Source organism: Bacillus sp. FSL R7-0685 (genome assembly GCF_038002425.1).
GTDB lineage: Bacteria > Bacillota > Bacilli > Bacillales > Bacillaceae > Bacillus > Bacillus subtilis.
Genome location: NZ_JBBOCN010000001.1, coordinates 268,933 through 284,364, shown reverse-complemented (window position 1 = coordinate 284,364; position 15,432 = coordinate 268,933). Strand labels below are relative to the sequence as shown.

Below are 15,432 nucleotides of genomic sequence, written 5' to 3'. Positions count from 1 at the left end.
GTTTCGATACTCCTCTCTTGGTAACGGGGAGAGAAACCCGGCATCGCCTACTATCCGTTCAGCAAAGCAATTCAGAAGCCCATTCGGCATCAGGGGAGGATCGGTTCACACCTGCCACCGACTCTCTGAACCTCCATTCTGATGCGTACTTGCTCTTCCTCACGATTGTTAATCCGTTCTATTATTTGTAGAGTTTATAATACTCGGTTCATGAAACGAAGTCAATTCTTAATCCGATGTTACACCAAGTGCTTCCAGCGCCATATTGATGTGGTCCTCCTGCTGTGTTTGAAGAGCTAGCTTGGCGATTTCCACCGGATACGCCGCCTGCATCTCTGAAATGTGTTCCTGCATTTTTGCCCATATCCGGCCGCCTGCTTGATTATAGTATTCAAGTAAACGGGCAGTTTCTTTTTCCCCGAAAATGGTTTGATAAAGAACAAAATCCTTGGCTGGATCGGCAACCTTCGCTTCTGTCCAATCCAGAAGTCCTGTGACACGTTCATTTTGGTCGATAAGAATATGCGGCGGGTGGAGATCGCCGTGTATCAGTGCAGAAAAACAAGGCCAGTATGCATCATCATCTATCCACTTTTGCCATCTTTCCCAAAGCGTCGTAGATACACCAAACTTATTCTTCACATCAACCATAGAGTCTGCTGTCATTTGCCTGAAATCTTCTGGCCTTATCACTTCTATTCCGGATTGCCCAGCAGATATTTGATCCGTACCATGTAATTCAGCCAGTATGTCGGCAAGTGTGCGGACAAAGTCGTCTGACGGCGGCTGATGATCCATATTCCATACATATTGCTTTTGTTCCAAGTCAATTCCAGCAGCCGGCGTTCCTTTTAACATGGGGTAAGCGATCAATTCCGGTGTATGAATTCTCCAATCCGGCACATCAGCAGTCAGATTCGCGCGGAGAAAGGCAAGCGTTATGCCTTCTGCAGATGCTCTTTCCACAACATCACTTCGCCGCGGTTTTCGCAGCACCCATGGCATACCTGTGTCGTCCTTGGCAAATACAACTTGAAAGTCCATTCCGGTTTCATTCAATTGCGCGTTCTCAGAATGAACCGTCAAACCTTGGCTGCGTGCAAGCCCGACAATCTCAGTGATAAGCTGTTTTTCGTTAAGGTTTGTCATCCCATTTCCCCTTTCTCATGCTCCGGCCTGCAGTAGAGAGAAGGGATGCTTGAAGGCACAAAAAAGGGCAGGCACGCCACCCTCTTTTTTGATAACCATATAAGGGCTCATACATAGGCGGATTCATCCCGATTCTCTCGCATTCAGGCGAGAGTTGTTCACTATTGAATTCGTGTCACTCGGAATCTAATGAATGCCATGCTGTAACCCCTCCGTTTCCTATACGCTGATTTTCATTTTACAGCATATTCCATCTTTCCGCTATAAAAACATGAATCAAGTCACTGGAGCAGGATTAAACAAGCACAAATCATTATGAAGACCCCAACGGTCTGCCCACGTTTGTTTGCGGCCGCTTGCCACATCCAAAATCGTCCTGAAGATTTCCCAGCCTACGTCTTCGATACTGGCCTCTCCTGTCGCGATTCGGCCGGCATTGATATCGATTAAATCAGCCCAATGCTCTGATAAGGAATGCCGCGTCGATACTTTCAGAACCGGCGCAGCAGCCAGGCCATATGGTGTTCCTCTCCCTGTCGTAAACACCTGCAAATTCATGCCCGCAGCCAGCTGCAGGGTGCCGCACACAAAATCGCTTGCCGGTGTCGCCGCGAACAGCAGGCCTTTTTGCTTTGCTCTTTCACCAGGGCCGAGCACGCCGGAGATGGGGCTTGTGCCTGATTTCGCTACCGAACCTAACGCTTTTTCCACCACATTGGATAATCCGCCTTTTTTATTGCCTGGTGACGGGTTTGCGCTACGGTCTGCGTCTCCCCGCCGAAGATAGCTGTCATACCACTTCATCTCTTTGATCAGCGATTGTCCGACCTCTTCACTGACAGCCCGCGGCGTTAATAAATGAATGGCATCCCGCACCTCTGTCACTTCAGAAAACAAAACCGTTGCACCTGCGCGAACCAATAAATCAGCCGCATACCCCACGGCAGGGTTCGCCGTCACGCCGGAAAACGCATCACTGCCGCCGCATTGCAGGCCGATTACCAGATCCGAAACAGGGCATGACACCCGGGTTCTGCTGTTCAGCCTGATTAACCGTTCCTCCGCCATTTCCAAAATGGATTGGATCATCGCCGCAAAACCTCGGTGATCCTGGAGCGATAGAATGTCATCATCATTTTCGGAGGCAATTCTTTCCGGGAGGAGCTTTTCACATCCCAATCCGATGACCATTACTTCTCCGCCGAAGTTCGGATGCTTCGCAAGATTTTGAATCGTGCGGATCGGAATGACAGCGTCGGGCGCATTGATCGCCACGCCGCATCCGTATTGATGATGCAGCGGCACAACGTCATCGACATTTGGGTATTTCGGCAGCAGCTCTTCTTTTATTCGTTTGACTGCATAATCCAAAACGCCAACAACACATTGAACACTTGTCGTGATGCCGAGGATATTTTTTGTCCCCGCACTGCCATCCGCATTACGGTATCCTTCAAAAGTGTAGCCTTCAAGAGGCGGCCGCGGCTGCGGCACCCTGTTTGCGAGAGGAAGATCGTCTAACGCCGGAGGAGCGGGCATTCTCACGAGGGCTTCCCGTATCCAGCTCCCGCGTTTGATCGTCTCATCAGCAAATCCGATCACCTCTCCGTAACGCACGATCTCATCCCCTTGATTGAGATCGGTGAGGGCCACCTTATGGCCTTGAGGAACATCCTCTTCAAGTACGAGCCCGCATGAGAAAACAGTGCCCTTTGGCAGTCCTCCATCATTTACAATAATCGCGGTGTTATCTATTTCATGCACTTTGATGTAAAGGGGGGCTTGGTTCTTCCTGAGGTTCATCGCCATATGAAAATCACTCCTCATATTTTAGTAAGCGTTTTCTAAATTGGTTTAAAAAAACCGCAGCTCTTACGTTTCAACTGCGGTTGCTCACCATTATTTTTCATCCATTCCTTTTAGAATTTTGTCACGGACAAATTTCAGATGCTCATACATGTGGTAATGTGCTTTGTACGGATCTCTTTTGGCAAGGGCGTCGTAGATTTTTTTGTGATATTCGACCGTTACATCTCTCTCCCTGTACGGAATTTGGCTGTCAATTTTCGCATGGGTGATCAGCAGGGACTGAATCATCCCTTCAACGACGGGGTTATTGGCGCTTAACGCAATAATTCGATGGAACTCTTTATCCGCTTCACCATAATGATTGTCAGTGCTGTTGGCAATATCGTCGATCGTCTTCTGCAAACGCTGAAGCTCTTCCTCATTGATTTTTTCCGCTGCAATTGTCACGAGTCCGAGTTCTAGCGCCATCCGCGCTTCAATGATAGCCGGAAGATTATCAGTGGCCAAAGCAAGCATGACGGAAAACGGCTGCATGCCGATTTTATCGTTGAAATATGTGCCCCCTCGTGTTTTTCTCGTAATGACGCCCAGCGTTTCAAGTGAACTGAGTGCCTCCCGAAGCACCGGTCTGCTGACATGCAAAATGTCCATCAGTTCCATTTCTGTCGGCAATTTGTCTCCGGCCCTCAACTGTCCGCTCGATAATAAATGGACAATCCGTTCGATGACCTGCTTGGCTAATGTTTTCCGATTGACTGTATCGACTTTCAAATCCTCTAAACCTTCGTACACGAACAACTCTCCCTTCAGTTGTTCAATTGTAAGACAAAATAGCGGATATGACAATATTTACAATCAAACTTATCGCACAAGACACGGGAGCTTCCGGTCAAATTCCCAGTTGCTGATCAGAAACTGCATTGGGATCGCGTCATTCCGTGCGCCTAAATTCATTTTCCGATAGATCTCATGCGCTTTTTCCACTTGTTCCATATCAATATCGACGCCTAGTCCAGGCTTATCCGGCACCTTGACACAGCCAGAAGAAATCTCAAAAGGCTGTTTCGTTAATCGCTGCCCGTCCTGCCAGATCCAATGGGTATCAATCGCCGTGATCCGCCCCGGAGCCGCTGCTGCCACATGGGTAAACATCGCAAGGGAAATATCAAAGTGGTTGTTGGAGTGCGAGCCCCATGTCAAACCCCAATCATGGCACATTTGCGCAACCCGCACCGACCCTTGCATCGTCCAAAAATGCGGATCAGCCAGCGGTATATCGACCGCGTGGAGCTGAATCGCGTGACCCATTTCCCGCCAGTCAGTCGCAATCATATTTGTCGCAGTCGGAAGCCCTGTCGCGCGGCGGAATTCAGCCATTACTTCACGAGCGGAGTAGCCATTCTCATCCCCGCATGGATCTTCCGCATACGCGAGCACATCTTGCTTTCCTTTGCATAATGCAATAGCTTCCTCTAATGACCATGCCCCGTTCGGATCAAGAGTGATCCTTGCCTCTGGAAAACGTTTCGATAATGCGGTAACAGCTTCGATTTCCTCTTCTCCCCGCAGCACCCCGCCTTTCAATTTGAAATCCTGAAAGCCATAGCGCTCCTGTGCGGATTCGGCAAGACGCACAATGGCCTCCGGCGTCAGCGCTTCCTCATGGCGCAGACGGAACCACGCACAATCTGACTGCTCATCGCTTTGATACGGCAAGGTCGTCCGATTTCGGTCGCCGATGTAAAAGAGGTAACCGAGCATTTTTACTTCATCACGCTGCTTCCCTTCGCCCAGCAAAGCCGCGACCGGTTCCTGAAGAAACTTTCCAAGCAAATCCAACAAAGCCGCTTCCAGTGCGGTGACGGCGTGCACAGTGGTGCGCAAATCAAACGTCTGATTTCCTCGCCCTCCCCTGTCCTGATCGCCAAACTGCTTTCTGACCGTTTGCAATATCGCTTGGTACGCACCGATAGATTTTCCGACAACAAGCGGCTCTGACAGCTCCAGTGTGCGGCGAATATGCTCTCCGCCAGGCACCTCGCCGACTCCCTGATTTCCGCTGCTGTCCGTTAAGATTACGATATTCCGGGTAAAAAACGGGCTGTGTGCTCCGCTTAGATTCAGCAGCATGCTGTCGTGTCCCGCAACAGGAATCACCTTCATTTCAGTAATTGAGGGAATATTCGATCTTTTCTCTTTTTGAACCTGCTCTTGTATTGGTGAACTCATGCATTTTCCTCCCTTTATAAAGCGCTTTCATAAATATTAGACAGGCAACGATTGATCGGGATCTTGTTCTTGTTTCTTTAACACGACCCGTTTGATCGGCCCGACCAGCAGCAAATAGCTGAGGATCGCCGCAATCGCGTTAGCGCCGACAAACACAAGCGCGCCATTGAAAGATCCTGTGGCATTGACAATGTATCCGATAATAATCGGTGTTGTAATCGAGGCAATATTGCCGAAAGTATTGAACAAACCGCCGCTTAATCCTGCACATTCTTTCGGAGACGTATCCGACACGACAGCCCAACCCAATGCGCCGAAGCCTTTTCCGAAAAACGCGAGCGACATAATGACAACGACGAGCCATGCTGAATCTGTGTAGTTGCAGACAATCATACTGCAAGACAGCAGCATGCCGGCAATGATTGGCACTTTTCTTGCAAAGGTCAGTGAACGGCCTTTTTTGAGTAAGATGTCTGACACAATGCCCCCAAGGACGCCGCCGGCAAATCCGCACAGCGCCGGCAGGGAAGCGACAAACCCAGCTTCAAGAATAGACATGCCGCGGGCCTGAACCAAATATACCGGAAACCATGTGAGAAAGAAATAGGTGAGAGTCGTAATACAGTATTGCGCGATGTACACGCCAATCAGCATGCGGTTCGTTAACAGCTGTTTGATATACGGCCATTTCGATTCTGTTTCTTGTTTGCTTTTACTGTCATCCATGGAAATCAGCCCGCCGCCCTGTTCGATGTACGCAAGCTCAGCTTCATTAACCTTTGGGTGTTTTTTCGGTTCATACACCGTTTTTAGCCAGATGACAGCCAGAAGAATGCCCGCAATACCCATAACAACGAAGACGGAATGCCAGCCGAAAGAGTGGGTAAGCCAGCCCATTAAAGGAAAAAAAATGACGATTGCGAAGTATTGTGCTGAATTAAAAAAGGCTGAAGCTGTCCCGCGCTCGGAGCTTGGAAACCATGAGGCAACAACTCTGCCGTTTCCGGGAAATGAAGGCGCTTCTGATAAACCAACCAGAAAACGCAGTGCAAACAGCAGGATAATCGCTGTGCCGGCGGAGAAAAAGCCAATCGCCCCTTGCAGCAGCGTAAAAAACGACCAGAAAAAGATGCTTAACGCAATGATAGTCTTTGAACCAAAACGGTCCAGCAGCCAGCCGCCCGGAAGCTGTCCGATGACATAGGCCCAGCCAAAGGCAGAAAAGACATATCCCATGGCGACCGAGTCCAATCCCAAATCGTGCTGGACGGAATCTCCGGTGATGGAAAGCGTCGCTCGATCCGCGTAGTTAATAGAGGTCACAAGAAACAGCATAAACACGATGAACCAGCGCACGGACGTTTTTTTGCCCGCCGGTGTAACATTCGCAAAGTCTTTTTTCATAGTATCTTCTCCTTTTCAAAGTAGAGAATCATATGCTGGCTGTGATAAAGCTGGGAAAGAGACGCATGCCTCTTTCCAGCACCATTACGGCTTCACAAAAACAGTTTTGATCGCTGTGAAAAAGTCCTTCGCTGCCTCACCCTGTTCTCGGGAGTGGGAGCTCGACTGCTTCATGCCGCCAAAGGGAGCCTGCAGCTCAACACCTGCGCTTTCTGCATTGATCCGAACCAGTCCGGCATCGATTTCATCAATGAAAGAAAGCATTCGGCCGATGTTTTCCGTAAAGATGGATGCACTTAAACCAAACTTCACATCATTGGCGATGTTCAGCGCCTCCTCCATCGAGTCCACCTTGATCAAGGCGATCACCGGACCGAAAATTTCCTCCTGGGCAATTGTCATCTCAGATGTCACATTGTCAAAGATGGCAGGCTGAACATAATAGCCGTTTTGATACTTTCCGTTCTCCAGCTTTTCTCCTCCTATTAAAAGGGAAGCCCCCTCCTGTTTGCCTTTCTCAATGTATGACAGGCAGTTATCAAGCTGATTCTTGCTGGCAATCGGTCCCATCCAGACATCCTCTTTTAAGCTGTCTCCGATTGTAATATCTTTTGTGCGCTGGAGCAGTTTTTCTTTAAAGCGCTCATAAATTCCGCTTTGTACAATGACACGGCTTGTCGCGGTACATTTCTGGCCGGTTGAACGAAAGGCCCCCGTTATGACAGCTTCGGCCGCAGCTTCAAGGTCAGCGTCATCAACTACGATGACAGGGTTTTTGCCGCCCATCTCAAGCTGGTACTTGGCTCCCCTCGCTAAAGCGGCTTGCCCGATGATTTTTCCGACTTGATTTGAACCGGTAAACGTAACGGCGTTTACACCCTCATGCTCAGCAAGCCCCTGCCCGACAACAGAACCCGGGCCTGTCACCAAATTGATGACCCCTGCCGGGAGCCCCGCTTCCTCAAAGCAGGCAATGATCTTCGCGCATGTCACAGCTGTTTCTGTCGCCGGTTTGATGACAACGGTATTGCCGTATACCAATGCCGGCGCCATTTTCCAAATCGGGATCGCCACCGGGAAGTTCCACGGAGAAATCACGCCGACCACACCGAGCGGAACACGGGTGGTAAACATGAGCGCGTCTTTGTCAGTAGACGGAATGACGTCACCCGTTTTTCGCATGCCCTCTCCGGCGTAATAGCGCAGAATGGCAATCCCCCGGGCTGTTTCTCCCTTCGCTTCCGGCAGTGTTTTACCCATTTCACGCGTTGCACAGGCGGCGATTTCCTCCAAGCGCTGCTCCATGATATCCGCTGTTTTGTATAAGTATTGGCCGCGCTCGGCACCCGTCAGCTTTCTCCAAGCCGTTTTGGCTTCATTGGCGGCGGCGACGGCACGTTCCACATCTTCAGCTGTTGAATTCTGTACATATCCGACAATATCATTCACATCGGCAGGGTTTTCGACCTTGACCATATCGCCTGATTGAGACTTAACCCACTCTCCGTTAATAAAGTTGAGGTACGTGTTTTGTTCTGTGATCACAGACATGCCCATTGCCCCTTTCGTGTTTTTTCTGGTCAAACCGTCGCGGCTTTTTTCGGATAACGGTCAGCCGCCTGCTTCAAAATTGCTTCCAATTGCTGATAATGATCTTTTTCAACCGGGCCGACAGGCGGTCTGGCTGTATTCCTTACATTCAAACCCATGATTTCCATACCGGCTTTAATTAAGGATACGGCGTAGCCTTTTCGTTGTTTGCGAATGTCGTTGATCGGAAGAATCACATGCCGATAGAGTTCCTTCACAAGCTCGTCATTTCCGTTTTTCAATGCATCATAGAACATTCGCGAAATATGCGGGATATAATTTGAAATCGCTGAAGAGTAAGAGTGGAACCCGATCGGCAGATAAGCCGGCATCGTCACTTCAGCCATCGGCATTCCGTTGAGCCATCCCAAGCGGTCGCCGATCGTATAGACGAGGTTGATATTCAAATCCATATTTCCTACCCCGTCTTTGACACCGACAAGCTGTTCACATTCGGTCAGACGTTTGATCTGTTCAACAGAGAGAACTGCGTTATCGCGCTGATAAAGAATCGCGTTCAAGTCAGTGCTTTCAATAATCGTTTTCGCATACTGGTACAGCCCCTCCTGTTCGCCATGCACCAAATACGGAGGCAGGATCAAGTAGCCGTCGGCGCCTTTTTTCTCCGACAGCTGCGCCCAATCAAGCGCTGTGCTGAGGTTGCCGCCCACCCCCGTGTAGACCGGCACCTTTCCTCCGGCTGCCGAGACTGCGACTTCCACCATTTGCTCATATTCCTTCTGGCTGAGAGATTGGAATTCACCAGACCCGCAAGCAATAAATATCGCTTCCAAGCCCTCATTCAGCAAAAACTCAATGTTTTGAAAAAGAGCTTCTTCCTCCAGTTTTCCTTGTGTGTTAAAAGGAGCAACCGGAAAACCTAAAATTCCAGCGGGTGCTTTTCTGATACGGCTCATCAACATAACCTCCTGTTATTTGTGTATACAGCCTCTATCTGTAAGCGCTATTATTAATTTTTCTTTCACATCCGCTCCTTCCCATACATCCTTTTGTTTAATTGTAAGACAAATAAACAATAAGTCAATATCTTTATTTTCTGATATTTTATAAAAAAGCGGTAAATCACTGTCCGGCCGGGATTCTGCGCAGCAAAAAAACAGCCAGGTCAGCCGGCTGTTTAGTTTATATCCTTCTTTGTTTCATCGTCTCATGCAAAAGCTTTGCTTCCAAAAAAAACACGTGGATGAATTTTTTCATATTTATTCTAGCAGGTGCAAGGGGTTTTGCATCCTTGGATTGGAGTTCTTTCATTTTCTGGCTGACAACCGGAAAATCAAAGAATTTGGATGCATAGGTTTCAAATTTTGGATTCGAAAAATCAGTTGTGCCCAGTGAAGCAAAATGGTGCAGCGAATGAATAATCGCTCTGCGGATACGCTGCTCCGAGGCTTTCATTTCGCGATTGACTTCCGTCTGTGAGGCCCCTGTGCCCAGCTTCCGTACCGCTACTTGGGTGAATATTTGTTTTAGCGAAGGGCTTTGTTTTTCGTGCGGCTCGGATTGCTCGTGTTCTGCTAAATACTGCAGGACCGCCATGAGATCATGTGCGCCGCCTTCTCCCATCATGCCCAGCTCGGACAACAGGAATGTTCCTGCCTCTTTTAAACCGCTGTCACTCTTCTGCTGGGGACGCGCTTTCCGTTCAGTCCGATTGACAAGCCGGCTTAGAGAATGCTGAATGGCTCCAATCGAGTGTTCAAGCTCGATCCGCTCCTTCACCTTTTGGAGAACCGTGACAATTTCAATGCGGTTAATCGGCTTATGGATAAAATATTCGATGCCGAGCGAGTACGCTTCCCCGACCATTTCCTTCGCCTCCACTTGAGAGATCATTACGATTTTGCCGGAGTACGTATTCTGGATCTGACGAATCGTCTCAATGCCGTCTCTTCCGGGCATTAACAGATCGATTAATAAAATATCAATCTGCTTAAATTGCAGCATATGCCCTTCCACTTGGCTTCCGTCGTCTGCTTCACCAGCAGCTTCCCCGAGATCTTCGTCCTCAATGATCTGCCTTAAAATTGACCGCACTGCACGGTCATCATCTGCAATAAAAAAACGCATAGCTTTCGGTTCACCCTTTCTGAATCAAATGCCGGACAGGCAGCCTGATGGCAAACACCACTCCCCGCTGCTGATTATCAAACGTGATATCCCCTTCTAGCTCAGTCACGATTTCCTTTACGTAGGAAAGTCCGATACCCGTAGAAGGCGTGCCAAATTCGTCATATTTTGAAGTAAAGCCCGGGTCAAACACAATGTCTCCGATTTTCTCGGAAATCCCGGGGCCATTGTCTTCCACCTGGAATTCTACCATACTCTCATTTGGCTTACGGAGCCTCAGACTGACCATTCCCTCTTCATCCATAGCCTCTACCGCATTTGCTGTTAGATTATTAATGATCGAAAGCACGATAAATACGTGATATTCGTCATGCTCTCCCTCGATCGAGCAGTAAAAATCAATCTGTTTCCCTAGTGCTTCAGCGTACTTTTCATTCATTCGAATCACGAGCTGCAGCAAATCAGAAGCCCCCATATAATCTCTCAAACTCTCATTCGAAATCAGTTTTGAAAGCCCTGCGAATATCCGCTGGTTGTCCTTTTTCACTTCATGAATCTCTCCGGCCAGTCTCAGAATTCTGCCGCTCAGCTGAACATCCTTGCCCTTCATTTCCCGATAGAGCTGATACGAATCGTTTGTCACTTTCTCTGTCGTTTTCAATGTCTTTTTTAGGTGCACCGTTTCTTCATATAAATTGGAAACGATCATCAGCATGTGCTCGTGCTGCTGCCTTGTCTGTTTTTCTCTCGATTGTGTTTCATACAGCTTCAGCACACTATAAAAGCTCATCACAATAAATGTGTGAGAAATCGCAATCACCGCAATGTCAGTGATTTTCTCAGGCGTGACAACCGTATGAAAAATGAGAAATTGCACAGCCAGCTCGACACAATCTGACACAACTTCAATCATAAACCCAATGAAACCGAGCATAATCGGCCGTTCACGGAAACGATTGGCCTTTAATATGGAAAACAGACAGGCGTAAGTCATATAAAAGAAAAAGCCAGACGCTTGATCATACAGAATCGGAGTCAGTCCATTGTGTCCTCCGCCCCATAATTCCAGAAAGACGCGAAAGATGAAAACAGCCGCTCCAGTCAGAAAACCCGGCAGCACAGCGGGCACATGCCGCAACAATGATAAAAAGAAGAAAAAAACCGGTGCCCCAAAGCTGACCCGGAATTCTTCATTGAGGGGATAAAATTTCAGTTCACCGGCCAGCGGCACCGTAATCAGCATCAGGGCCAATATATATCCGTCTTTTTCAATAAACCGTTCCAGTTTTATGTTGATCACATCCTCGCTTTTTATTTTGGGGAATCGGGAGAAAACCTGCAAATTGCTTTTGACCCAGAACATGAGGTTTTTATAAATCTTACTGCTTATTTTCAAAATGTTTTTGTCGTATTTTGTATGATTCTGTAGTCTCCATTATACAGTAATTATACCTTCCGCTATTATGAAAGCGTTTAACGCCCCTTTAGCCTTCGTTTTGATACACCTCAGTCCTTTAAGAAAAAAATCAGTGAGGAGGAATTCGATGAAAGAATTGATAAAAGAGCACCAGAAAGACATAAATCCGGCGTTACAGCTTCATGATTGGGTTGAATACTATCGCCCTTTTGCCGCCAATGGACAAAGCGCAAACTATATCCCCGCTTTAGGAAAAGTCAATGATTCACAGCTCGGCATCTGTGTATTGGAGCCTGATGGAACGATGATACACGCCGGCGACTGGAACGTCTCTTTTACCCTGCAAAGCATTTCAAAAGTGATTAGCTTTATTGCCGCCTGCATGAGCCGTGGCATTCCCTATGTGCTGGACCGCGTGGATGTCGAGCCGACAGGCGACGCCTTTAATTCAATTATTCGGCTTGAAATCAACAAGCCGGGAAAGCCCTTCAATCCCATGATCAACGCGGGCGCCCTCACCATCGCTTCGATTCTTCCCGGAGAATCGGCATACGAAAAGCTCGAGTTTCTTTACTCGGTGATGGAAACTTTGATAGGAAAACGGCCGAGAATTCATGAGGAAGTATTCCGTTCTGAATGGGAAACCGCCCACCGCAACAGAGCGCTGGCCTACTATTTAAAAGAAACAAACTTTTTAGAAGCTGAAGTAGAAGAAACACTTGAGGTGTACTTGAAGCAATGCGCTATGGAAAGCACCACAGAAGATATTGCGTTGATCGGCCTGATCCTTGCTCATGACGGGTATCATCCGATTCGACGCGAGCAGGTGATTCCAAAAGATGTGGCAAAATTGGCCAAGGCGTTAATGCTGACGTGCGGCATGTACAACGCTTCAGGCAAATATGCGGCGTTTGTCGGCGTGCCGGCCAAAAGCGGTGTCTCCGGCGGCATCATGGCGCTGGTGCCTCCAAGCGCCAGAAGAGAACAGCCTTTTCAATCCGGATGCGGCATCGGCATTTACGGGCCTGCCATTGATGAATACGGTAACAGCCTCACTGGCGGTATGCTGCTGAAGCATATGGCGCAGGAGTGGGAGCTCAGCATTTTTTAAACATGAAAAAAGAGGTGATTGTATGCAGCAAATCCTAGAACATATCGTCGGTATTGCAAATGATCTTTTGTGGTCAAAGCTATTAATTGTTTTGCTCCTTTCTCTGGGAATCTATTTTACGTTCAGGCTTAAGTTTTTACAGGTTCGCATGCTGAAAGAAATGGTCAGGGTATTAAGAGAAGGTGCTGCTTCCCGGTCAAAAAACAGCATTTCTCCGTTTCAAGCCTTTTGCATCAGCATGGCGGCCCGTGTCGGAACGGGAAATATTACGGGCATTGCCATCGCCATTGCACTCGGCGGGCCCGGTGCAATCTTTTGGATGTGGATTATCGCCATTATTGGATCAGCATCTAGCTTTGTGGAAAGCACACTGGCTCAGATTTATAAAGTAAAAGATGTAAATGGCTTCCGCGGCGGGCCGGCGTATTACATGGAAAAAGGGCTGAACAAAAGGTGGATGGGCGCGCTGTTCGCTGTGTTAATCACCTTATCGTTCGGTATCGTCTTCAACTCGGTTCAATCCAATACAGTCAGCCTTGCCTTTGAAAACGCGTTTGGCACAAACCGCTTGACATTGGGACTCATTTTAATTGCTGTATTCGGCACGATTATTTTTGGCGGAGTCAAGCGCATTGCAAAGCTGGCTGAATCCATTGTCGTCGTATTGGCTGTCCTGTATATCGGAGTTGCGTTTTTCGTCATTTTCACCAACATTACGCAGCTGCCAGGTGTGCTTGCGCTAATCGTGAAAAATGCGTTTGGTTTTGATCAGGCCGCCGGCGGGGCTTTGGGCGCGGCACTCATGCAAGGCGTCAGACGGGGAATCTTTTCAAACGAAGCGGGAATGGGAAGCGCACCGAATGCCGCTGCCACCGCCACAACAAGCCATCCCGTCAAACAGGGGCTGATCCAAGCTTTTGGTGTACTGACAGATACACTGGTCATTTGTACAAGCACCGCCTTTATCATCCTGTTTTCGGATGCCTATCATACTCCGGGTCTGAGCGGAATCGCCTTGACACAAGCCTCTCTCAGCTCCCATGTCGGATCATGGGCATCAGGCTTTCTCGCCATTCTGATTTTGTTATTCGGATTCTGTGCTTTAATCGGAAACTATTATTATGGCGAAACCAATATCGGCTTTTTGAACAAAAGCAAAAAACTGATTTTTGTCTACCGTATCGGCGTGCTGGCAATGATCGTGTTTGGCTGTGTTGCCAAAGTCCAGCTCGTCTGGGATCTTGCTGATTTGTTCATGGGTTTGATGGTCGTCGTGAATTTAATCGCTATTTTCTTACTATCAAAGGTTGTTTTTACGGCGCTGAAAGACTATACACGCCAGAAAAAAGCAGGCAAGGATCCGGTCTTTTATAAAGATGTGCTCAAAAACCACAATGGCATTGAGTGCTGGCCGGTTTCAGACACAAAGACTGACACGCACAACAAACAAATATCATAAGAAAAGGGTGTTCAGACATATGGGCTGAACACCTTTCTCTTTTTGCGTTTATTGACAAACACGTAAGCCTCCATTACGATTTTCATATCTTTTTCAAAAAAATCTGAAAGAAAGGTACATTCTATGAATCCTATCCAACACATACTAGATACATACCCGCTTATTGTTCTAGACGGCGCCATGGCGACCGAGCTTGAACGCAAGGGCTGTGATTTGAACGACAGTCTGTGGTCAGCAAAAATCCTGATGGAAGAGCCGGAGCTGATTAAACAAGTTCATACTGATTATTTTGCGGCAGGTGCCGATTGTGCAATCACCGCCAGCTATCAGTCTACATTTGAAGGCTTTGCCGCACGCGGGCTGAGCGAAGCGGAAGCACGCCGGCTCATCGAGTTGTCCGTCAGCATCGCAGCTGAAGCACGTGATGAATTTTGGTCGCTTAAAGAGAACCGTTTGAATCGGCCAAAACCCATCATTGCGGCTTCTATAGGCCCTTATGGCGCTTATCTTGCAGACGGGTCTGAGTATCGCGGCAACTACGCAATATCAGAAGATGAACTGATTGAATTTCATCGCCCCCGGATGAAGGCGCTGATTGAAGCCGGAGCTGATGTATTGGCATGCGAAACGATTCCGTGTCTGACTGAAGCCAAAGCGATTGTTCGGCTGTTGAAGGAATTTCCTGAAACGTATGCATGGATCAGCTTCAGTGCTAAAGACGGCCTGCATATCAGTGACGGAACACCTGCATCTGATTGCGCATCATGGCTTGATGAACACCGCCAAATTGCAGCACTCGGCATCAACTGCACGCCGCTTCAGCATATCCCTTCCTTGATAGAGGAGTTAAAAAAGAACACGTCAAAACCGATCATTGTCTACCCGAATTCAGGTGAGCAATATGATCCGGAAACAAAAACGTGGAACGGCGCAGCATGCGCAGAATCTTACGGGGCGAGCGCCCGCACCTGGCATGAAAAAGGAGCGAGGCTGATTGGCGGCTGCTGCCGGACAAAACCCGAAAATATTCAAGAAATTGCGGCTTGGGCCCGCTCTTTAAAAACAACTTGACTTATCGGAATAGTTTGTATATTCTAACTTAAAGCCGGTTCGCCGGATTCTCGTGTCACTTTCTGACATGAGATTTTTTATTAGGAGGAAATAAATCGCTGATAG

General features: G+C 48.1%; 12 protein-coding genes and 1 other annotated feature (1 of these 13 only partly in view). Of the genes, 3 read left to right on the top strand and 9 right to left on the bottom strand.

The annotated features are described in order from the left end of the window. Positions 1-172, bottom strand: a binding site (T-box leader); it reaches 76 nt to the left of the window's first position. Between the two features lie 56 nt (positions 173-228). From mphK to glnK, 9 genes are all read right to left on the bottom strand, one after another. Continuing rightward, positions 229-1,149: a macrolide 2'-phosphotransferase MphK gene (mphK, locus tag MKY50_RS01585; protein WP_341116060.1), complete on the bottom strand. Its 921-nt coding sequence runs from the start codon at positions 1,147-1,149 to the stop codon at positions 229-231. Between the two features lie 276 nt (positions 1,150-1,425). Next, positions 1,426-2,958 (bottom strand): galactarate dehydratase, encoded by a 1,533-nt coding sequence (gene garD, locus MKY50_RS01580; protein ID WP_003246362.1) that lies wholly within the window; start codon positions 2,956-2,958, stop codon positions 1,426-1,428. A gap of 90 nt (positions 2,959-3,048) precedes the next feature. Then, positions 3,049-3,750, bottom strand: a complete 702-nt coding sequence (locus tag MKY50_RS01575) for a FadR/GntR family transcriptional regulator (protein ID WP_003246338.1) — start codon at positions 3,748-3,750, stop codon at positions 3,049-3,051. 69 nt (positions 3,751-3,819) lie between these two features. Beyond that, positions 3,820-5,187, bottom strand: a complete 1,368-nt coding sequence (gene gudD / locus MKY50_RS01570; RefSeq protein WP_341116057.1) for a glucarate dehydratase — start codon at positions 5,185-5,187, stop codon at positions 3,820-3,822. 36 nt (positions 5,188-5,223) lie between these two features. Further along, complete coding sequence (gene gudP / locus MKY50_RS01565) at positions 5,224-6,591, bottom strand: glucarate transporter GudP (protein WP_341116055.1); 1,368 nt, start codon at positions 6,589-6,591, stop codon at positions 5,224-5,226. Positions 6,592-6,675: 84 nt separating this feature from the next. Further along, on the bottom strand, positions 6,676-8,142 hold the full coding sequence (gene gucD, locus MKY50_RS01560) for an alpha-ketoglutaric semialdehyde dehydrogenase GucD (protein WP_128992361.1): 1,467 nt from the start codon (positions 8,140-8,142) through the stop codon (positions 6,676-6,678). A gap of 29 nt (positions 8,143-8,171) precedes the next feature. After that, positions 8,172-9,098, bottom strand: coding sequence for a 5-dehydro-4-deoxyglucarate dehydratase (gene kdgD, locus MKY50_RS01555; RefSeq protein ID WP_326132458.1), 927 nt, complete (start codon positions 9,096-9,098; stop codon positions 8,172-8,174). A gap of 226 nt (positions 9,099-9,324) precedes the next feature. After that, entirely contained in the window at positions 9,325-10,269 is a 945-nt protein-coding gene (gene glnL / locus MKY50_RS01550; RefSeq protein WP_003234824.1) for a glutamine utilization two-component system response regulator GlnL, read from the bottom strand. Between the two features lie 10 nt (positions 10,270-10,279). Beyond that, positions 10,280-11,512 carry a two-component system sensor histidine kinase GlnK gene (gene glnK / locus MKY50_RS01545; protein WP_080265307.1) on the bottom strand — a complete coding sequence of 411 codons (1,233 nt, stop codon included), beginning with the start codon at positions 11,510-11,512 and terminating at the stop codon, positions 10,280-10,282. A 301-nt stretch (positions 11,513-11,813) separates the two neighbouring features. Here glnK and MKY50_RS01540 point away from each other — a divergent pair, with 301 nt between their 5' ends. The 3 genes from MKY50_RS01540 (at position 11,814) to mmuM (ending at position 15,327) form a co-directional block, all read left to right on the top strand. Beyond that, positions 11,814-12,797 carry a glutaminase gene (locus MKY50_RS01540; RefSeq protein ID WP_014475676.1) on the top strand — a complete coding sequence of 328 codons (984 nt, stop codon included), beginning with the start codon at positions 11,814-11,816 and terminating at the stop codon, positions 12,795-12,797. Positions 12,798-12,819: 22 nt separating this feature from the next. Next, complete coding sequence (locus MKY50_RS01535; protein WP_032722877.1) at positions 12,820-14,256, top strand: alanine/glycine:cation symporter family protein; 1,437 nt, start codon at positions 12,820-12,822, stop codon at positions 14,254-14,256. A 123-nt stretch (positions 14,257-14,379) separates the two neighbouring features. Then, a complete protein-coding gene (gene mmuM / locus MKY50_RS01530) occupies positions 14,380-15,327 on the top strand; it encodes a homocysteine S-methyltransferase (RefSeq protein ID WP_015252920.1) in 948 nt (315 codons plus the stop codon). Positions 15,328-15,432 lie beyond the last annotated feature (105 nt).